The 19,207-nt window shown below is 67.9% G+C and carries 18 protein-coding genes; 9 read left to right on the top strand and 9 right to left on the bottom strand.

What is annotated here, in order from left to right; translation table 11 throughout:
* Both ACU18_RS17570 and ACU18_RS17565 read left to right on the top strand, forming a co-directional pair.
* The coding region (locus ACU18_RS17570) for a TIM barrel protein (RefSeq protein WP_082178394.1) at positions 1–747 on the top strand (747 nt) is incomplete at its 5' end.
* A 57-nt stretch (positions 748–804) separates the two neighbouring features.
* Positions 805–1,800 (top strand): squalene cyclase, encoded by a 996-nt coding sequence (locus ACU18_RS17565; RefSeq protein ID WP_050687737.1) that lies wholly within the window; start codon positions 805–807, stop codon positions 1,798–1,800.
* Positions 1,801–1,865: 65 nt separating this feature from the next.
* Here the strand turns inward: ACU18_RS17565 and ACU18_RS17560 are convergent, their stop codons facing one another.
* The 6 genes from ACU18_RS17560 to ACU18_RS17535 all read right to left on the bottom strand — a co-directional run bounded on the left by ACU18_RS17560 (position 1,866) and on the right by ACU18_RS17535 (position 8,624).
* Entirely contained in the window at positions 1,866–3,071 is a 1,206-nt protein-coding gene (locus ACU18_RS17560; RefSeq protein WP_050687735.1) for an amidohydrolase, read from the bottom strand.
* The gene (locus ACU18_RS17555) at positions 3,068–4,633 is read right to left on the bottom strand and encodes an ABC transporter substrate-binding protein (protein ID WP_050687733.1); all 1,566 of its coding nucleotides are present in this window, start codon (positions 4,631–4,633) and stop codon (positions 3,068–3,070) included. Before ACU18_RS17555 ends, ACU18_RS17560 begins: the two co-directional genes overlap by 4 nt.
* A gap of 61 nt (positions 4,634–4,694) precedes the next feature.
* Positions 4,695–5,705 (bottom strand): ABC transporter ATP-binding protein, encoded by a 1,011-nt coding sequence (locus tag ACU18_RS17550; protein ID WP_082178393.1) that lies wholly within the window; start codon positions 5,703–5,705, stop codon positions 4,695–4,697.
* Positions 5,702–6,772: an ABC transporter ATP-binding protein gene (locus ACU18_RS17545; RefSeq protein ID WP_082178392.1), complete on the bottom strand. Its 1,071-nt coding sequence runs from the start codon at positions 6,770–6,772 to the stop codon at positions 5,702–5,704. Before ACU18_RS17545 ends, ACU18_RS17550 begins: the two co-directional genes overlap by 4 nt.
* Positions 6,769–7,710: an ABC transporter permease gene (locus tag ACU18_RS17540; RefSeq protein ID WP_050687731.1), complete on the bottom strand. Its 942-nt coding sequence runs from the start codon at positions 7,708–7,710 to the stop codon at positions 6,769–6,771. The genes ACU18_RS17545 and ACU18_RS17540 overlap by 4 nt, the downstream gene beginning before the upstream one ends.
* Positions 7,707–8,624, bottom strand: a complete 918-nt coding sequence (locus ACU18_RS17535) for an ABC transporter permease (protein ID WP_050687729.1) — start codon at positions 8,622–8,624, stop codon at positions 7,707–7,709. The genes ACU18_RS17540 and ACU18_RS17535 overlap by 4 nt, the downstream gene beginning before the upstream one ends.
* 227 nt (positions 8,625–8,851) lie before the next feature.
* Between ACU18_RS17535 and ACU18_RS17530 the strand changes: the two genes are divergently transcribed.
* From ACU18_RS17530 to ACU18_RS17520, 3 genes are all read left to right on the top strand, one after another.
* Positions 8,852–9,556 (top strand): GntR family transcriptional regulator, encoded by a 705-nt coding sequence (locus tag ACU18_RS17530; RefSeq protein WP_050687727.1) that lies wholly within the window; start codon positions 8,852–8,854, stop codon positions 9,554–9,556.
* Positions 9,557–9,707: 151 nt separating this feature from the next.
* The gene (locus ACU18_RS17525; protein ID WP_050687725.1) at positions 9,708–10,694 is read left to right on the top strand and encodes an ornithine cyclodeaminase family protein; all 987 of its coding nucleotides are present in this window, start codon (positions 9,708–9,710) and stop codon (positions 10,692–10,694) included.
* Between the two features lie 34 nt (positions 10,695–10,728).
* The gene (locus ACU18_RS17520; protein ID WP_050687723.1) at positions 10,729–11,232 is read left to right on the top strand and encodes a GNAT family N-acetyltransferase; all 504 of its coding nucleotides are present in this window, start codon (positions 10,729–10,731) and stop codon (positions 11,230–11,232) included.
* Positions 11,233–11,325: 93 nt separating this feature from the next.
* Here ACU18_RS17520 and ACU18_RS17515 read toward each other — a convergent pair whose 3' ends face one another.
* From ACU18_RS17515 to ACU18_RS17505, 3 genes are read right to left on the bottom strand one after another with little or no spacing between them, the layout of a single operon-like run.
* Complete coding sequence (locus ACU18_RS17515; protein WP_050687721.1) at positions 11,326–11,760, bottom strand: DUF2177 family protein; 435 nt, start codon at positions 11,758–11,760, stop codon at positions 11,326–11,328.
* The gene (locus ACU18_RS17510; protein ID WP_050687719.1) at positions 11,757–13,625 is read right to left on the bottom strand and encodes an AMP-dependent synthetase/ligase; all 1,869 of its coding nucleotides are present in this window, start codon (positions 13,623–13,625) and stop codon (positions 11,757–11,759) included. The genes ACU18_RS17515 and ACU18_RS17510 overlap by 4 nt, the downstream gene beginning before the upstream one ends.
* Positions 13,622–14,104: a MarR family winged helix-turn-helix transcriptional regulator gene (locus ACU18_RS17505; RefSeq protein ID WP_050687717.1), complete on the bottom strand. Its 483-nt coding sequence runs from the start codon at positions 14,102–14,104 to the stop codon at positions 13,622–13,624. The genes ACU18_RS17510 and ACU18_RS17505 overlap by 4 nt, the downstream gene beginning before the upstream one ends.
* 114 nt (positions 14,105–14,218) lie before the next feature.
* On the opposite strand from ACU18_RS17505, the gene ACU18_RS17500 reads away from it, so the two are divergent.
* From ACU18_RS17500 to ACU18_RS17485, 4 genes are all read left to right on the top strand, one after another.
* Positions 14,219–15,088: a DUF1295 domain-containing protein gene (locus ACU18_RS17500; protein WP_050687716.1), complete on the top strand. Its 870-nt coding sequence runs from the start codon at positions 14,219–14,221 to the stop codon at positions 15,086–15,088.
* A gap of 164 nt (positions 15,089–15,252) precedes the next feature.
* Positions 15,253–15,657: a hypothetical protein gene (locus ACU18_RS17495; RefSeq protein ID WP_157407810.1), complete on the top strand. Its 405-nt coding sequence runs from the start codon at positions 15,253–15,255 to the stop codon at positions 15,655–15,657.
* A 204-nt stretch (positions 15,658–15,861) separates the two neighbouring features.
* Positions 15,862–16,902 (top strand): LacI family DNA-binding transcriptional regulator, encoded by a 1,041-nt coding sequence (locus tag ACU18_RS17490; RefSeq protein WP_050687712.1) that lies wholly within the window; start codon positions 15,862–15,864, stop codon positions 16,900–16,902.
* Positions 16,903–16,948: 46 nt separating this feature from the next.
* Entirely contained in the window at positions 16,949–19,051 is a 2,103-nt protein-coding gene (locus ACU18_RS17485; RefSeq protein ID WP_050687710.1) for a beta-galactosidase, read from the top strand.
* Positions 19,052–19,207 lie beyond the last annotated feature (156 nt).

The raw sequence follows: 19,207 nt of genomic DNA, 5'->3' as shown, positions 1-19,207 counted from the left end.
CTCCCGCTCATCGAGCGGGCCCGCCGGATCCACGAACAGGGTTTCGAGGTGGAGGTGTGGGATACGCGGGGCCAGGACATCAAAGCCCTGGCCGCCACCGGCGCACGGTTTTCCTCCATGAGCGGGTACTTCGGTGGCAGCCTGATCGACCCCGATGGTGCCGACAGCATCCTGTCCTCGGCCGAAGCCCTGATCCCCACCGCCCATGAACTGGGAATCGAACGGATGGTGGTGCACCCGGCGGAGCTGGGAGAAGGCGGCCGTGCCGTCCGTCCGCTGCAGCGCTCCACCGGCGAAATGTGGCTGACCGGGCTCCGGACCCTGGAGCGGCTGGCGGTGCTGGGGGAGAAACACGGCGTGACGTTTGCGCTGGAAAATCTCAACACCATCCTGGACCACGCCGGCATCCCGCTGGCCCGGGCCAAGGACACCCTGGCCCTGGTCTCCGCGGTGGACCACCCGAACGTGAAGCTGATGCTGGACCTCTATCACGCGCAGATCGGAGAGGGGAACCTGATCGAGCTGGTCCGGGCCGCGATGCCGTGGATCGGCGAGATCCAGGTGGCCGATGTTCCCGGCCGGTGCGAGCCCGGAACCGGCGAGATCAACTACCAGGGTGTGGCGAAGGCCCTCGCGGAAGCTGGTTACAGCGGAGTGATCGGCATGGAAGCCTACGCGTCGGGAGGTCAGGGCCTCGACGCCGGGGATGCTGCCCTTGCGGTCTTCCGGAGCGCCTTCGAGGCGTAGCGCACCCGCCCCGGCACCCCTCGCCGGGGCGGGGAGCGCCGTGGTAGTCTCCCGGCTATGGCCCTGGACCTGCCCCTGCACAGCTGGCTTCTCGACTCCGACCCTGCGCTTCGATGGCAGGTGGAACGTGACATCACCGGCGCCCCGTCGGGTGTTTGGGAAGCCACCCGGGCCCGGATTGCCACCGAAGGTTTCGGCGCGCAGCTCCTGGCCCTGCAGGACCCTGACGGGCAGTGGGCCGGCGGCGCGTACTTTCCGAAAGACTTCGATTTCGAAGGGCCGGAAGCCGCCAACGATGCGGGCCAGCCGTATACCGCCACCACCTGGGCGCTGAACATGCTCCGCGATTGGGGCCTCGACCCTGCCCCGCTTGCCGGGACGGCAGAGCTGCTGGCGGCAAACAGCCGCTGGGAGTATGACGACCTGCCCTACTGGGATGGCGAGGTGGACTGCTGCATCAACGCGTTCACGCTGGCCAACGGTGTGTGGCTGGGTGCCGACGTCGCCGGGATCGCCGAGTGGTTCCGGGAGCATCAACTTGCCGACGGCGGCTGGAACTGCGAGTGGGTGGCCGGCTCCACCCGGTCCTCGTTCCACTCCACCCTCAACGTCCTCAAGGGGCTGCTTTACCACCAGGCTGCCACCGGACAGGACGGGCTGCAGACGCTCCGGAGCCGGGGCGAGGAGTATCTCCTGACCCGCAAGCTGCTGTACCGGGAATCGACGGGCGAGGTGGTGGCGCCGTGGGCACCGCGGTTCGTCTATCCGTTCCGCTGGTTCTACAGCGCGCTGAACGCCGCGGACTATTTCCGCGCGGCCGCCCTGCACGACGGCGTTGCGCCGGATTCGCGGCTGGCCGACGCCATAGCGGTCATCAGGTCAGCCCGCCAACCGGACGGCACCTGGCTGCAGGAACGGCGCCACCCTGGCCGGGTCTGGTTCGAAGTGGACGTTGACGCCGGCCAGCCGTCCAAATGGCTCACGTTCCACGCCCTGCGGGTGCTGGACTGGTGGGACGCCGCGCACGCCGCAACAAAACACCAGCAGGAGTAGCGCCGGGCGCCGGAAAGGGATGACGACGGCGGGACGCGCCCGCCGCCGTCGGCCGCACTGCGTGATTACACCAGCGCCAGGTTGTCCGCCACTACCGTGCCGCGGTGGATGACCGTCCGGTCCGGCAGCCGGTCCATGACCGCGGCCGTGACGGAATCGCCGGACACCAGGACCAGGTGGGCGGGGTCCCCAACAGCCAGTCCGGGCCGGTCCGCCACCGATCCCAGGCGCGGGGCCCGCGGGTCCAGCACTGCCGCCCCGCCGATGGTGGCCACGGCGACGCAGTGCTCGATCAGCTGGTCCGCCCGGAACCTGGACGTGAAGGCCAGCTGCCAGGTCCGGTCCAGCATGTCCGCATTGCCATACGGGGACCAGTAGTCCCGCTGCCCGTCCTGGCCCAGGCCCACCCGGACGCCCGCGGCAACCAGCTGTTGCAGTGGCAGGGGCGCGCCGGCCGGTGCGACGGTGGCCATGGAAACGTCCAGCGCCCCCATCCGGTCCACCAGGTCCTGCAGCTGGCCGGCGGGCAGCTCGGCCAGGCCGTAGCCGTGGGAGATGGTGACCAGGCCCTGCATACCCAGCGCCTTGGTGCGTTCCAGGATCAGCTCGGCGCTGAAGAGGCCCAGCTGGCCCGGTTCGTGCAGGTGGATGTCGATGGGAACACCGTACTTTTCGGCCAGGCCGAAGACGATGTCCAGGTGCCGCACCGGGTCCCGGTCCAAAGCGCACGGGTCGATGCCGCCCACCACGTCGGCACCCAGCTTCAGGGCCTCCTCGAGGATTTCCGGGCTGCCCGTTTCGCGGAGCAACCCGGCCTGCGGAAAGGCGATGATGTCGACGTCGGCCCGGTCCCGGTGCTCCTGTTTCGCGGCCAGGACGGCTTCCAGGCGCTCCAGCCCGGCGTCCACATCCACCTGGGCGTAGCTGCGGACCCGGGTGGTGCCGCGCTCAATCATGGCTCCGAGTGTCAGGGTGGCCCGTTCAGCGATGGTGGCTTCGGCGTTGCGCCAGTTCTGCCGGTCGTTGAGCATCATGTTCCACACGCCCGGCGAACCGGTGTGCGGCCGGAACGGCAGGCCCAGCCGGGTGGAGTCCAGGTGGACGTGCACATCCGAGAATGACGGCAGCAGGATCCGGCCGCGTCCAGCAACCTCGGTGGCGCCGGGCGGGGCCGGGAGCGCTGCACCCATGCCGGCGATAGCGCCGCCGTCGAGCATCACATCCGTTGCTTGGGCGCCCCAGGGCCGGACGTCGCGCAGCACCACGCTCATTTGGTCAGCCCGGTGGCGGAGAAGTCGTACAGGCCGTCGGCCCGCTGGGTCCAGGCCAGCGACTTGTCCACGGCGAAGTTGTTGGCCGGGACGTAAAGCGGGATGAAGTAGGCCTTGTCATTGCTGTAGGTGAGCAGCTCCTTGAATACATCAAGCCGGGCCGCGCCGTCCACACCCCGCTGGGTGACCGCGAGCCCCGCCGTTTTGGGATCCTGGGCGTAGTTGTTGTTGCCGGCCTGCTCGTAGAAGTCGGTCAGGGGCAGGTCCCCGTCCAGGGTTGATGGTGCCCAGGTATTCAAGTAGATGCCTTTCAGCTGGCGGTTGCGGACCTTCAAAGTATGGCTGGCCTGGTCGGCGCCCACCAGATTGACGTTCACCCCGGCCGCGCTGAGGTACCCCTGGATGGCCTGCGCCACCTCCCCGCTCAAGGGGATCCGGCCGTCCAGCGCGTACTCGAAATCGATGGACTCACCGTTGTAGCCGGCCTCCGCCAAAAGCTTTTTGGCCTGGTCTGGGTTGTAGCCGCCGTCGGAGAGGCCGTCCGCAAACCCCTCAACACTGGGTGCCAGCATCTGGGTGGCGGGCTCGCCGAGGCCGGAAAGGACGGTTTTGACGATCGCCTCCTTGTCGATGGCCAGGCCGATGGCGCGCCGCACCTTCTCATCCGTGAGGACACCGGCCGTGGAGTTGACGCCCAGGAACACCACGCCGTTGGAGAGCTCCGACTGGACGTTGACGCCGCCGGACCCCTTCACCGACTCTGCCTGCGCCGGGCTGATCTGGGCCACGTCCAGGGACCCGGAGAGCACACCGTTGACCCGGGATTCATCGGAGGCCACCGGTACCAGGCTGATGGCGTCCAGTTTGGCCGGTTCGCCCCAATAGGAGTCGTTCCGCACCAGGTCATATGAGACCCCGCGCTGGATTTTCTCGAACTTGAACGGCCCGGACCCCACTGGTGCTGCCGCAAAAGCGGCAGGCCCCATGGCCGCGTAGGCCTGGTCCGGGACGATGGAGATCAATGAGGTATTGCGCGGGAAGGCGGAGAACGGCGCCTTCATCTCGAACCGGACCTTGGTGTCGTCAACCTTCGCCACGGACTTCAGGGAGCTGAGGTAGCCGAAGTTCTCCGACGTGGGGTCCGCCAGGATGCTGCTGAAGGAAAACACCACGTCATCCGCCGTCAGCGGTTCGCCGTTGGTGAAGGTGACGCCTTCGCGGAGGGTGAAGTCCCAGCTGGTCATGTCCGCGCTGGGCGTCCATTCGGTGGCGAGCTTCGGTTCCAGGGATCCGTCCGCGGTGATCTTGGTGAGCTGGTCAAAGGTGTTGAAGAAAACGGACAGCACCACCAGGCTGCCGGTTTTGACCGGGTCCATGGACGTGGGGTCGGTGGGAAGGGCGGCAACGATCCTGCCGCCGGTCCCGCCGGTTGTGGACGATGACGCGTCGGAGCTGGATTCGAACCCGCCGGCGCAGCTGGACAGTGCCAGCGCGGCGGCGAGGCCCACGGAGAGGACCGGCAGCACGGAGCGGAAGGGGGAGCGGGGTGCGGAAGCAGACATGCGTTCTCCTCGAAGGATGGATGGCCGCGCACGGCCGGCGGAAAATTGGGAACGGGAACGGTCAGGGATGGACCAGCAGGCACGCCGACTGGTGGGCGGAGACCACCGGGAAATCCACCTGAGTGGGACCCGGCGGCAGGAGGGAAGGCACGACGGCGGCGCAGGACGCTTCTGCCTGCGGACAGCGGGTACGGAAGGCGCAGCCGGAGGGCAGGTTTGCGGCGTCCGGCAGGTCGCCGGTCAGGACGACCCGCTGCCGGCTGGCAGCCTTGTCCGGATCGGCCACCGGGGCCGCGGACATCAAGGCCTTGGTATAGGGGTGCTGCGGGTTGGTGAAAACGTCCGCGGCCGGGCCCGTTTCCACGATCCTGCCCATGTACATCACGGCCACGCGGTGGCTGATCTGCCGGACCACCGAAAGGTCGTGGGCAATAAACAGGTAGGCCAGGCCCAGTTCGGCCTGCAGGTCCTGCAGGAGGTTGATGACCTGGGCCTGCACGGAGACGTCCAGCGCGGAGACGGGTTCGTCCAGGATGAGCAGCTCCGGTTTGAGCGCCAGGGCCCGGGCAATCCCCACCCGCTGCCGCTGCCCGCCGGAGAACTCGCCGGGTTTCCGCTGGCCCATGGCTGCGGTGAGCCCCACCTGTTCCAGCAGGGCGGTCACTGCTGCTGCCGTGTACTGGCCGTTGATCCGGAGCGGTTCCGCAATGATCTCGTGCACCGTCAGGCGCGGATCGAGGGACGAGTACGGGTCCTGGAACACCATCTGCATCCGCGCCCGTTCCTGCCGGCGGCGGCCATTAAGCAGCCCGGCCAGGTTGCGGCCGCCCACGGCCACCGCGCCGGAGCTGGGTTTGTTCAGGCCCAGGATGGCACGGACCAGGGTGGACTTGCCGCAGCCCGACTCGCCCACCAGCCCCAGCGTCTCGCCGGGCGCCACGTGCAGGGACACCCCGTTGACGGCTTTGAGGGTGGTGCGGGAAAACAGCGGTCCGCGGACCGGGAATTCAACGGCCAGGTCCTGGACGGTCAGCACGTCCAAAAACGGCGCTGCGGGAGTATCTGTCCTCATGCCTGCTGTCCTTTCAGGAGAAGCTGTCCGGCATTGTCCCCGGCGAAATGGCAGGCCGCCGCGCGGGGCCCGGCGGGATGGCCGGGACCGTGGGCCCCGGCAGGGGGAGTGGGCAGCAGTTCCAGGAGGGGCGCGGTGGTGGTGCAGGTCCCCTGGTCCAGGCTGGCGTGGCAGCGCGGTGCGAAGGCGCAGCCTGCTGGCCTGTCGGCGGCTGCCGGGGGCGAACCCGGAATGGTGAACGCCCGGCCGCCGGCAGTGCCCTCGCCCAGGACACTGGCCAGCAGGCCCACGGTGTAGGGGTGTGCCGGGCGGTGGAAGAGGTCCCGGACGCCGGCCGTTTCCACTACCTTGCCGCTGTACATCACGGCCACCCGGTCGGCTGCCTCTGCCACCAGGCCCAGGTCATGGGTGATGAGGATCATCGCCGAGCCGGCCCGGCTGCGGGCTGCAGCCAGGACGTCCATCACCTGCGCCTGGACGGTGACGTCCAGGGCCGTGGTGGGCTCGTCGGCGATCAGCAGGGCGGGGTCGTGTGCCATGGCCATGGCGATCATGGCCCGCTGGCGCATCCCGCCGGACCACTGGTGCGGGTAGGCGGCCGCACGGCCGGCCGGGTCGGGGACCCCGACGGCGGCGAGCAGGCTGTGGACCTTTTCTGCGGTCTGCTTCCGGTTCAGCCCGGTGGCGTGCAGTTTCACGGCCTCCGCCAGTTGCCGGCCCACACGCTGCAACGGGTTCAGGGCGGACATCGGATCCTGGAAGACCATTGCCAGGTCCTTGCCCCGGATCCGGCGCAGGTCCCGTTCGGGAAGTTTGGTCAGGTCCCGGCCCCGGAACAGGATCCTGCCGGCTGAGACGCGAACGCCCGGCGGCAGGAGGTCCATGATGGCCAGGACGGTCAGGCTCTTGCCGGAACCGGACTCGCCCACCAGGGCGAACACCTCATCCTGGTGTACCTCGAAGGAGACGCCGTCCACCAACCGGACCGGGCCGGCGTCGCCCGTTGCCTCAATGGCGAGGTCCTGCACCTGCAGGAGCGGGATGCGGGATTCTGCTGCGGGGCTCATGCTGTCCGTCCCTTCCGGAGGAGGGCGCCGGTGGTGCCCTCGGCGGTGAAGCGCTGGCTGACAAACTGGGCGCCGGCCACGGTGAGGAACATGGCCAGGCCGGGCAGGATGGCCAACCAGGGGTTGCTGCCCAGGTATTTCTGGCCTTCGAAGATCATGGAGCCCCAGCTGGGGACCGGCGGCTGCACCCCCAGGCCCAGGTATTCCAGTGAGGACTCGATCAGCACAATCGTGGCGATGTCCGTTGCGCCGATGATCAGGGTCTGGGAGAAGACGTTGGGCAGGATGTGCCGGCGGATCACCCAGCCGTGCCCGCCACCCTGCGTCAGCGGCGCCAGGACAAAGTCACGGTGCCGCAGCGACCGGGCCAGGTTCCGGCTCACCCGTGCGTAGCCCACCCAGTAGGTCAGGCCCAGCGTCACGATGGTCACGGTGGCGCTGGGGCCGGTGACGGCGGCCACGGCGATCAGCAGCAGCACCACGGGCATGGCCAGGTTGACGTCCGCCAGCGTGGTCACCGCGGAGTCGAGGCGGCCGCCGAAGTAGCCGGCCGCCATGCCCAGGGTGGTGCCGATCAGGGCATTGAGGATTACGACGGCGAACGCGATTCCCAGCGTCACCGCACTGGCCAGGGACAGCCGGCTGAGCAGGTCCCGGCCCAGCGAGTCGGTCCCCAGGAGATGATCCGGGTCCGTGAAGGGTGCGCGCATCGCTGCCGAGAGGTCCTGGCCGAAGGGGTCGAAGCCCGGGAGCAGCGGAACCACCGCGGCCAGCAGCAGAACCAGGCCCAGCATGGCGGACCCGATGACGAAGGCCGGGGAGGTGCCGCGGCCCTTGCGCTTGGCGGGCGTGGGGGTTGCGGGAGTTCCCTGGATGCCCGGGTCCGTGGGCAGAGCGGCGGGAACCTGGGTTCCGGCGGGAAGGAGTTGTTGGGTCATGCCAGGCTCACTCTCGGATCGACCTTGGCGGACAGGAGGTCCACGGCCAGGTTCACGGTGACGAAGATCAGGGCCACCACCAGCAGGCCGGCCTGGACAATGGGGAAGTCGCGCTGGCTGACGGCATCGGTGAGGACCTGGCCCAGGCCGGGCCAGGCGAAGACGGCTTCCACAACCACGGTGCCGCCCAGCAAGGAACCCAGGTTCAGCCCCGCCATGGTGAGGACCGGGAGCAGGGCGTTGGGCAGCATGTGGGACACCAGCACCCGGGCCCGGCTTTGGCCCTTGGCGAAGGCGGTCCGGACGTAGTCCTGGCTGGCCTGGTCACTGAGTGCCGCATCCATCAACCGGACGTAGAGCACAAACTGGCCGGTGGCGATGGTGAGGACCGGAAGCACCAGGCTGGCCGGGCTCATCCGGCCCAGGGACGGGAGCAGGCCCAGCGCCACGGAAAACACCAGCACGGCCAGCAGCGCAAAAAAGAAATCCGGGACGGACTGGCGAAGCGATCCGCCCCAGATAAACAGCGAGCGCAGCGTCCGGCTGCCGGTGAGCTGGATGGCCAGGGCAGCCGCCAACGCCAGGACCAGACCCAGCAGGAAGGACCAGAAGGCCAGTTCAAAGGTGGCCGGAAGCCGTTCGATGACCAGCTCCAGGGCCGGCTCACGCTGCCGGTAGGACTGGCCGAAGTCGCCGGCCAGGACGTTGGCCAGGAAGGTGCCGAACTGCACGTGCAGGGGTTCGTTGAAGCCGAGGGCCCCGTTGAGCGCGTCCACCTCGGCGGCGGTGGCGTTGTCCGGCAGCAGCAGGCCTGCCGGTTTGCCCGTGGCACGGCCCAGGACAAACGCGAAGGTGAGGACGCAGAAAAGCGTAAATGCCGCCTGGGCTATCCGGTGGAGCAGGTAGCGGGGCATGGTGCCCCCTCTCAAAAGTCGGTGGTGGGAACCCCCGGGGCAGGGACTCCGATCACAGCGTAAGGGCCGTTTTTGGGCATTCCGCCGAGTTGACCGGATCGTCATGGAGGTTAAACATGCCGGAAACTTTTGAATACCAAATAACGCCATATTCGCTTTATTGGGGATGAAAGTGCACGATTGGCATACCAAAGCGGGTTTTGACCCCGGCGTACAGGAGTGCAGACATGGAACAAGCAGAAGCCGCGGACCTCGGTCCGGGCCTGTCGGAGCGGGTGGCTGCCGCGCTCCGGGAGGACATCATTTCGGGCCGGATCCCCGGTGGCAGCAAACTCAACGAACGCGAGCTCTCCGCCCGGCTCCAGGTCTCCCGCATCCCCCTGCGTGAGGCGTTGCCCTTGCTGGAGGCGGAGGGGTTCATCCACTCCGAAGCCCGCCGCGGCAGTGTGGTGCACACGTTTACGCTGCGGGACGCTGTGGAGGTGTTTGACCTCCGGCTCCAGCTGGAACCGTTCGCTGCCGCGTCCGCTGCCCGCCGCGTGGCGGCCGGGGCAGACCCGGCCAACCTGCTGGCCGCGCTGGAATATGCCCGCACCGGCGAGTCCGGGCACCAGGCGTCCGGCCGCAACTCGGACCTGCACGAGGAAATTGTCCACCTGGCCAGCCACGACCTGCTCCGCCGGCTGTCCAACCTGCTCAACGGCCGGGTGCGCTGGCTGTTCCGGCTCACCCCGGAACGGGATACGCCGGGCATGTGGGAGGAACACGCGGAACTGGTCCACGCCATCGCCGACGGCCAGCCTGCCCTCGCTGAGGCGTTGGCCAGCGCCCACGTGGAACGCGGCCGGCACGCCTCCCTTCCCTACCTGGCCGGGCGCCTGCCCGCCGAGGCCCCGGCCCGCAAAGGCCGCCGGCCCCGCAGCCAGGACTGATTCCACCAGCCCTGTTTTTGCACCCGTCCGCAGGAGTGCCACCCGTTCTGTTCCCGCACCGGCTTCCTTCGTGTCACTTCACCCGTTTGCTTCGCTCCACCCACTTCCAGCTCCGACGCCCAGCGCGCCGCCGAATCCCCTCGAGGTACCCATGACGCTTGTGCTCACCGCTTCCGTTCTCGAAACCCTGGCGCACATGCCGGCCACCATTGCCGCCGTGGAGCAGGCCTTCGCCGACATCGCCACCGGCACGGCCTGCCAGCCCGCCCCCACGTCCATGCAACTGCCCTCTTCGGACGGGCGGTACATCCTGATGTCCGGCCTGGCGGACACCCAGGGCCTGGCAGGGGTGAAGCTCCTCTCCGACCTTCCGGCCAACCGTGACGCGGGGCTGCCCAGCCAGCGCTCCAGTATCCTGCTGGCGGACCAGCAAACCGGTGAGACGCTGGCCCTGCTGGATGGCCGGGTGCCCACCAGGGTGCGGACCGCTGCCGCCAGCGCGGTGGCCAGCAAACACCTGGCCCGGCCCAACAGCTCCACGCTGGGACTTATCGGTGCCGGTGCGCTCGCCGTGGCCCACGTGGAGGCGATGCTCTGTGTCCTGCCCATTGACACCGTGGTGGTGTGGTCCCGGAGCGCCGCCACCGTTGAAGCATTCAAGGCGCGCATGAGTCACCTGCCGGTCAAGGTGGTGGCTGCCGGCACCATCCGCGACACCGTGGAAGCCGCCGACGTCCTCTGCACGCTGACGCCGTCTGTGGAGCCGTTGGTCCGCGGCGAATGGTTCCTGCCCGGTTTGCACGTCAATGCCGTGGGGGCGCGCCCTCGCCCCACCCACCGGGAAATCGATGCCGCCGGAATCGCCCGGTCGGAGCTCTTTGTGGACAGCATCGCGACGGCCCGGGAAAAGTCCGGCGACCTGCTCATGGCCATCGAGGAAGGCTCGGTGACCCTGATGGACATCCGCGGTGAGCTGGGGCAGGTAGTAGCAGGGCAGGTCCCCGGCCGGACACACGATGCAGCCATCACACTGTTTGATTCGGTGGGGGTAGGAATGCAGGACGTCGCCATCGGGCGCCTGCTCTACGATGCGGCGGTCAGCCAGGGGCTGGGACTGGACGTCAACATGGCCGGCTGAGACTTCCCGGCTGCCGGTGGCTAGGCTGGCAGCCATGGACTACCAGCTCCGACAGGCCACCCCCGACGATGCCGAGGCCGTGGTGCACCTGCACACACTGGCCCACGAACAGGCCTACGCACATCTGATGTCCGCGGACTTCTTTCGGAGCCGCCGGGCCAGCATCCCCGAGCGGGTGGAGCGGCGGCGGCCCTATCTGGCCGTGGACGAGCCGCGCATTATCGCCCTGGACGCGGACAACAGGCTGGTGGGCCTGGCCGACGCCGGCCCGCCGCGTGACGACGATGGTCCAGAGGACCTGGAGCTGTACTCGATCTACACCCTGGACCACACCCACGGGACAGGGCTTGGTGCGGCCCTGCTGGAAGCGGCGATCGGCGGTTCAGCCGCTTATCTGTGGGTGCTGGCGGAGAACCCGCGGGCGTTCGCCTTTTATGCCAAGCACGGCTTCCGGCCGGACGGGAAGACGGGGCTGCTGCCGCCCGAGTGGGAAAAGGTGCCGGAACTGCGGATGACGCGCCCCGCCGTCGGCCGCTGACAACCCGACCGCGGCCCGCCGTCGACCGGTAAAAATCCGACCGCTAACAACCCGGCAGCGGGCGCTAAGCCCGGCCGCCGGAACCGTAGCCGGTCAGCGTGTCGCGGGCTCCTTCCGGAGGACCTTGCCCAGCACCAGGACCGTCAGCCAGGTGACCACGGCGCAGGCCACGGTGCCCCAGGCGATGTCCGTCAGCGCCACGAGGGTGGGGAATCCCTGCAGCACGGCCAGCCCGGTCAGCGCCCAGGTGGCGTACGTGAAGAATCCGAAGAGCGCGGCGCCGGTGATGCGCTGGCGCAGGGTGGCGCGTCGGTCGTTCGGCCGGATGCCGTAATGCACCATGCCGGCCACGTAGATGAGGTAAAAAGCAACGGCAGCTACGTAGTTCGTGTCCGCGGCGATCAGGTCGCCGATTTGGGCCTTGTACTGCGGGTTGGCCACGCCGAGGATCCAGACCACGTCCAGGGCGGCGAAGATCACGGCTGCGACGGCGTAGCTTTGCAGCCATCGTTTGAGGTGCGGTTTCATGCCTGGCTCCTGGGGTCGGTGTAGAGGCCTTCCACGAGGTGGCGGGCCCTGTCGGTGAAGGCGCTGCGTTTGAGTTTCATGGTGGGGGTGACGTTGCCGTTGGCCTCGCTGAGGTCGGCCAGGAGCAGCACAAAACGGCGGACCTGCTCCGAGCGGGCAATTTTGGCGTTCGCGGAGCTGACGGCCTGGCCAATAGCGGTGAGGAGCCGGGCGTCCTCGATCTGGATGGCCCCGCCGTCCACCGGGATCTTCAGGGCGGCGAGTTCGGCGAAGCCTTCGCGTTCGGCCCAGGCGGTAACGGACTCTGGGTCCAGCAGCACCAGCCCGCCCAGGTACGGTTTGCCTTCGCCCACCATCACGGCGTGCGCCACCAGCGGATCGCCCTCCACGTAGCCTTCCCAGATGGAGGGCGAGACGGTTTTGCCGCCGGCAGTGACAATGACATCCTTGAGCCGGCCCTTGATGGTGAGCCTGCCCTGCGCGTCGAGTTCGCCCAGGTCGCCGGTGTGGAAAAAACCGTCCGTGAAGGCGGCGGCGTTGTCCGCAGCACGCCGGTATCCGGCGAAAACACCCACGCCGCGGGCCAGCACCTCGCCCTCCTCCGTGAGCCGGACGGTGGTTCCCGGCATGGGCACCCCCACGGTCCCGGCCTTGATGGCCCCGGGCAGGTTTCCGGTCAGCGGCGCGGTGGTTTCGGTCAGGCCATAGCCTTCGATCACGGGAAGGCCCAGGCCGCGGAAAAACAGGGATAGCTCGGCGTCCAGGGCCGCGGCCCCGGAGAGCAGGTAGTCCAGCCGGCCGCCCACCAGCGCGCGGAGGCGGGCGTAGAAAAGCCTGTCGAACACGGCGTGCCGGGCACGCAGGCCCAGCGGGGCACTGACTGCTGGGTCGGCGTCGTGCGCTTCCGCAAAACGGCCCCACTCGACGGCGGTGCGCTGCGCCGCTGCCCAGACCCGTCCCAGCCGCTTTTTCGCCGCGGCTCCGGCCGCCGAGGCCTGGATTTTCTGCAGCACGCGGGGGACCACCACCAGGAACGTGGGCCGCAGGGCGCCGAGGGCGGGCACCACCTCGCGGGGATCGGCCAGGTGCGCGATCCGCATGCCGTTGGCCAGGCAGATCAGCTGCAGGCCGCGGGCCAGCACGTGGGCCATGGGCAGGAAGATGATGGTGTTGCCGCCCTCGCGGACCACCGCCGAGTACGCGGCCGCCACGTTCAGGACTTGGCCCACAAAGTTGCCGTGGGTGATCAGGGCGCCCTTCGGGGCAGCGGTGGTGCCGGACGTGTACACGATGGTGGCCACCGAATCGGGGCCGGCCAGCAGCCGGCGTTCCTCCACCTCGGCATCCACGACGCCGGCACCCCGCTCCACGAGGTCCGCCAGGTCCGCGCCCGGGCGGGAGTCCATGGTCCAGATGCCCAGGTGGTCCAGCCCTGCCTCGTCGAAACCGCGGGACAGCAGGTCCGCGTGCGTTTCCGTGCCGGCCACGGCCAGCCGCACCTCGGCGTCAGCCAGGATGGCGATCACCTGGGGGAGCGCGGAGGTTTCGTAGACCGGGACCACCACGGCGCCGGCAAACCAGGCCGCCATGTCCGCCAGGGCCCACTCGTACCGGGTGGGCGACATGATGGCCAGTGAATCGCCGGGCTGCACGCCCGCGGCGATGAAGCCCTTGGCCAGGGCGCGGACCTCGTTGGCAAACTGCTGCGTGGTCACCTGCCGCCAGGGGTCGGTGATGGCGGCGCCGGACGTCCGGACCTCGAAGGCCACGTGGCCGGGGCTGGTGCCGAGCCGTTCCAGCAGGAGATCGGTGGCATTGCGGTGGCCGGCGGTGTGGACCAGGGGCGGGGAGGTGAACTCTCTCACGGGGTGTCTTTCTCGGAAAGGGTGAGCAGGTGGTGCTGCATCAGCTGCAGGACGGTGTTGAGGAAGGTGCCGATCTCTGCCTGCTGGTCCTGGGGGAGCGAGGCCAGGTGGTCGCTGGTGGCAGTGACCAGCGGGCGCATCAGTGCGCTGATGGCCGCTGCGGCTGCCGGGGTGCAGGTGACGTGGACCTGGCGCCGGTCCTCTGAGCTGCGGAGCCGCTCTACAAAACCGTGCAGCTCCAGCCGGCTGACGATCGCGGTGGTGGTGGCTGCAGTGGCGCCGAGCTGGGCGGCCAATGCGCCCACTGTCATGGGCCCGGCCTGGGACACGGCTCCGAGCGCACGGTAATCGGTCAGGTTCAGCCCCAGGTGCCGGGCCACCTCGCGCTCCGTCTCATTCGCCATGGTGAGCAGCGCCTGGAGCATAAAGGCCGACGGATGAAGTGGGGGAGTGTCCGGCGGCCCTTCGTGAGATAGCATGTCTCTATAGTAATCAAATTGGTTTGAACATCAAAGACTGTTGATTGTCAGGATGCTTGCCAAGGGGGAACCGCCGTGCTGCAGCGCACGCCGGGCCGTATGAAAGGAACACCCATGACCACCAAGAGCCGAAATGCCCTCATCAGCATCCCCATCGTGGTGGTGGTGGGTGCCCTGATCGCGCTGGCCGGCAGCCAGGGAGGATCCACCATCGGCGGTGTCTCCGTCTTCGCGATCGGGGTGGCTGCCGCGTTTGTGATCCAGTGGCTGGTCTTCATCCCGTCCTTCGCCGCGCAGACGGAAAAGTTCTACGACTTCACCGGCGCCCTGACCTACATCGCCATCACCATCTTCCTGGTGCTGGCCTCACCGGGAGTGGATGCCCGCGGCCTGATCCTCGCTGCCATGGTGGTGTTCTGGGCCATCCGGCTGGGCAGCTTCCTGTTCCTGAGGGTAATGAAGCATGGCAAGGACGACCGGTTCGACGAGATCAAGCCCGACTTCCCCCGCTTCCTGAACACCTGGACCGTCCAGGGCCTGTGGGTAGTGCTCACCGCCGCGCTCGCCTGGGTGGCCATCACCTCGGACAAAAAAGTGGGCCTGGACTGGTTCACTGTGGTGGGCGTCCTTGTGTGGGCCGTGGGCATCGCCATCGAAATCGCCGCCGACATCCAGAAATCCGCCTTCAAGGCTGACCCCGCCAACGAGGGCCGGTACATCTCCACGGGCCTGTGGTCCAAGTCCCGCCACCCCAACTACTTTGGCGAAATCACGCTCTGGGTGGGCGTTGCTATCATCACCCTGCCGGTGCTCCAGGGCTGGCAGTGGGCCGCGTTGATCTCCCCGGTGTTTGTGGCCCTGCTGCTTACCAAGGGCAGCGGCGTCCCGCTCCTGGAAGCGAAGGCCGACAAAAAGTGGGGCGGCCAGGCCGACTACGAGGACTACAAGAAAAACACCCCGGTCCTGATCCCCAAACTGAAGTAGGACTTCGGCCCGGAATTTTTCGCGGACGACGGCGGCATCCGGGTGGTGCCGCCGTCGGCCGTTAAGCGCTGGCTTGGGAAGCGGCCTGTCAGCTACGTTGGACGATTGAAATCTTTTGATGTGGGGGACTTATGCCGGTACGAAATGCCGTGTGGAGGACAGTGGTGGCAGGCCTTGCCGCACTCACGCTGGCTTCCTGCACCACTGTGCCTCAGCAACCTGCGCTGGCGATTCTTGACCGGCCAGCCACGAATGACGATGCCGTCCCGGCGTTCGTCGACCTTTTCGACATGGCTGCTGACAGTGTGCGGCTGGCTGCCGAGGACGGGGGCTTCCGGTTTTACCTTGCCCGCCCAGCCCGGGACGCCGGGTTCTGCCTGATCCAGGTGGCCGACGGGGATGAAGACCGCTGGGGATCGGCCTGCAAATCCGACGGCGGGCCCGTTTTGACGGCGAACCTGCTGGGCTACGGCAGCGACGCGGCTGTGGTGGCCGACGATGCCGACGCCGGGGATCTTATGGCGCAGGGCTATGAGGCGGTCCAGGACAACATCCTCCTCCGGCGCTGAGCCGACGAACTCGACACGCAAGTTCATTTTCGACCCGCTCATTCCCTGCCGCGCCAGGTATATGGGTGGCGCGATGGAAGGTGCGAGTCGGTACGGAATGTGCGCGTCGAAACCACGGGCATCAGATGGTTGACAGCGCTGTCAGGGGAGCGTTACCGTTGGGAAGCGCCATCACTGACAGCGCTGTCAATCCAAAGGAGCACCATGGAGTCTGTTAGCCGCGCAGCCCGCCCGGCCGCCGTCTCCATGACTGACGTGGCCCGCCATGCCGGCGTGTCACTGAAGACCGTTTCCAGGGTGGTCAACGCGGAGCAGCATGTCAGTGGCGCCGTCCGCGAAACCGTGCAGCGGGCCATCGAAGAGCTGGGTTACCAGCCCAACGGTGCTGCCCGGGCGCTGGCATCCAAGCGGACCAAGCGGATCGGCATGATTGCCGCCAGCACCTCCTTCTCCGGCCCGTCCGCCATCCTGGACGGCGTCGAAAAGGCCGTCCGCCAGCAGGGCTACTCGCTGGCGCTAGTCCGGACGCAACCGGACGAAGGCTACGAAATCCAGCACGCCATCGCCCAGCTCATCAGCCAGGGCATCGACGGGATGATCCTTTCCCAACCCGTGGGACCGGATAATCCGGGAATCCAAGGCCCCGCCGGCGTTCCCCTGCTGAGTATCGACTACCCTGACGCGCGGCACAGCGCCGGGGAAATAGTTGTCGGGACCGATGAAGTGGACGGGGCGCGGCAGGCCGTCAACCATCTTTTGTCCCTGGGGCACCGCACGGTGTGGCACCTGGGCGGTGACCCGGCGTGGGCCGCGGCCCGCCAGCGCACCCGCGGCTGGCGCGAAACGCTGGAAGCGGCCGGCGCATCCGTCCCCGAACCCGTTTTCGGCGACTGGACGGCGGCCTCGGGGTATGCGCAGATGCAAAAAATGCTCGACGCCGGCAGCCCCACCGCCGTCTTCGTTGCCAACGACCAGATGGCCATCGGCGCCATCCACGCCCTGGAGCGGTCCGGCCGGAGCATCCCGGGCGACGTCAGCGTGGTGGGATTCGACGATGCTGACGAATCCGCGTTCCTCCACATACCCCTGACCACCATCAGGGCGGACTTCCAGGACACGGCGCACCAAGGAGTCCTCCGCCTCATCGAGTCCATTAACGGCCGGGACGAGGCACCCAGGCAGTTCACGCTCCCGGTCCACCTGGTGATCCGTGAGTCCACCGCTCCACCACGCAACGCCGGCTAGCCAACTCCGCTCCCTCTGCCATCCCGCGAGCCCGAAAGGCACCACCATGCCCATCCCCACCGACAGCATCCTCTTCGGCGCTGCGTACTATCACGAGTACCAGCCCACCGAAAGGCTCGACGCCGACATGGACCTGATGAAGGAGGCGCACTTCACCGTCATCCGGGTGGGCGAATCCGTCTGGTCCACGTGGGAGCCGGACAACGGGGTGTTTGACCTCGACTGGCTCCAGCCGGTGCTGGATGCGGCGCACGCCCGCGGCATCCAGGTCATCCTGGGCACCCCTACCTACGCGGCCCCGCCGTGGCTGGCGCGGCTGTACCCGGAAATCAACGTGCACCGGTCCACCGGGCAGCCCATGGGCTGGGGCGCCCGGCAGGAAATCGACTACACCCACCCGGCGTTCCTGTTCCACGCGGAGCGGATCATCCGAAAGATCATCGCCCGGTACGTGGACCACCCGGCAGTGATCGGTTTCCAGGTGGACAACGAGCCCGGCAACGAGATCTTCCACAACCCCGGGGTTTTTCAGAAGTTCATCGGGCACCTGCGCAAGCAGTACGGCACCGTAGAGGAGCTCAACCGGGAATGGGGCCTGACGTACTGGTCGCACCGGCTCTCGGATTGGGCCGATCTGTGGACCCCGGATTCCAACGCGCAGCCGCAGTACGCACTCGCGTGGCGCCGGTTCCAGGCGGAGCTGACCACCTCCTACATCCACTGGCAGGCCGAGGTGGTGCGCGAGTACGCCCGGGAGGACCAGTTCGTCACCACCTGCATCTCCTACGAACGGCCCACAGCCCAGGATGATGCCTTGACGTCCCGGCTGGACGTGACCGCCGGGAACCCGTACTACCGGATGCAGGACCACTTGGCATTGCCGGCTGTCGCGCCTACTCGGCAATCGTGGACCACCGAGGGCACCTGGTCCTTGTATGCGACGGCGGACCGGATGTTCTCCTCCAAGCAGGCGCCGTTCCTGGTCACCGAGACCAACGCGCAGGCGATCGGGCACGCGCACCAGAACGAGCCCGCCTTCGACGGGCAGTGGCGGCAGGCCGCGTGGGCTTTGGTGTCCCGCGGGGCCTCGATGATCGAGTACTGGCACTGGCACACGCTGCACTTCGGGGCCGAAACGTTCTGGGGCGGCGTGCTGCCGCACAGCCTTGAACCGGGCCGGGTGTACCAGCAAATCAAGGAGCTGGGTGCGGACTTTGCAGCGGCGGGAGACCTGGTCACCGGCCTGACTCCGGACGCTGACATTGTCCTGGTGTACTCGAACGACACCAATTGGGCGCTGCAGGAGAACCCGCAGCTGCCGCTGCCCGGGCCCGACTGCCAGCCCGATCCTCGTTCATACCAGGCCATCTTCGATGCGTTTTACCGCGGCGCGTTTGAGGCGGGGCTGCAGTCGCGGCTACTGCACGCGGGGCAGATGACGGACCTGGACCCGGCGGAGTACGCGGCGGCCCAGCCGGTGCTGGTCGCTGCCGGGCTGGCCATCGCTTCCGATGCAGAACTGCTGTGGCTGCGTTCTTACGCTGCCGCCGGTGGCCACTTGATCCTGGGGATCCGGACCGGGTACCAGGACCAGGAAGCCCGGGCGCGGCTGGAGCGCAAGCCCGCGCACCTTGCTGAAGCCGCGGGACTCTTCTACGACGAGTTCAGCACGCTGGCCGGGCCGGTGGATGTGGTTGCCCCTTCCTCATCCGAGTCAGGCTTTACGCTCAGCCCGGGGGCCGCCGGCGCACGGTGGATCGATGGGGTGCAGGTCCAGGGCGCCGAGGTGCTGGCGTCCTACGACCACGTCCACTTCGGCCGGTGGCCGGCCGTGACCACTTCCGAGCATGGTTCAGGGCGGATCACCTATGTGGGGACCGTCCCCAACGAGGCGCTTGCCCGCGACATTGCGGCATGGGCTGCCCGGCAGGGGAGTGACTGGCGTCCGAACGCCGACTCGCAGACCGTAACGGGTGCAACCTCCCGTTCCGGCGAGCAGCTGCGGTTCGTCCACAACTGGTCCTGGACGCCGAGCAGCTTCAAGTTGCCTGGCGCAGTCCGGGACGTGGTCTCGGGGGAGTCGTTCGGATACGGCGACGAGCTTGAACTGGGCGCGTGGGACGTGCGGGTTCTGGTGGAGACGGAGTAGGGCATTTAACGCCCGACGGCGGCACGGCTGGGCCGCCGTTTCCGACCGCTTTTGGTGTGTGACTCACTGCATAGTGGCTGGTTTTGGTCTTGTGTGGGTGTTGGGTGGGGTGGTGGTCCTTGTTTTCCTTGTGTTTGCGGGGTTTTCGGGGGCCAT

The sequence above is a fragment of the Arthrobacter sp. ZBG10 genome (genome assembly GCF_001238605.1).
GTDB lineage: Bacteria > Actinomycetota > Actinomycetes > Actinomycetales > Micrococcaceae > Arthrobacter.
This window is presented reverse-complemented; position numbering and strand designations above follow the sequence as displayed.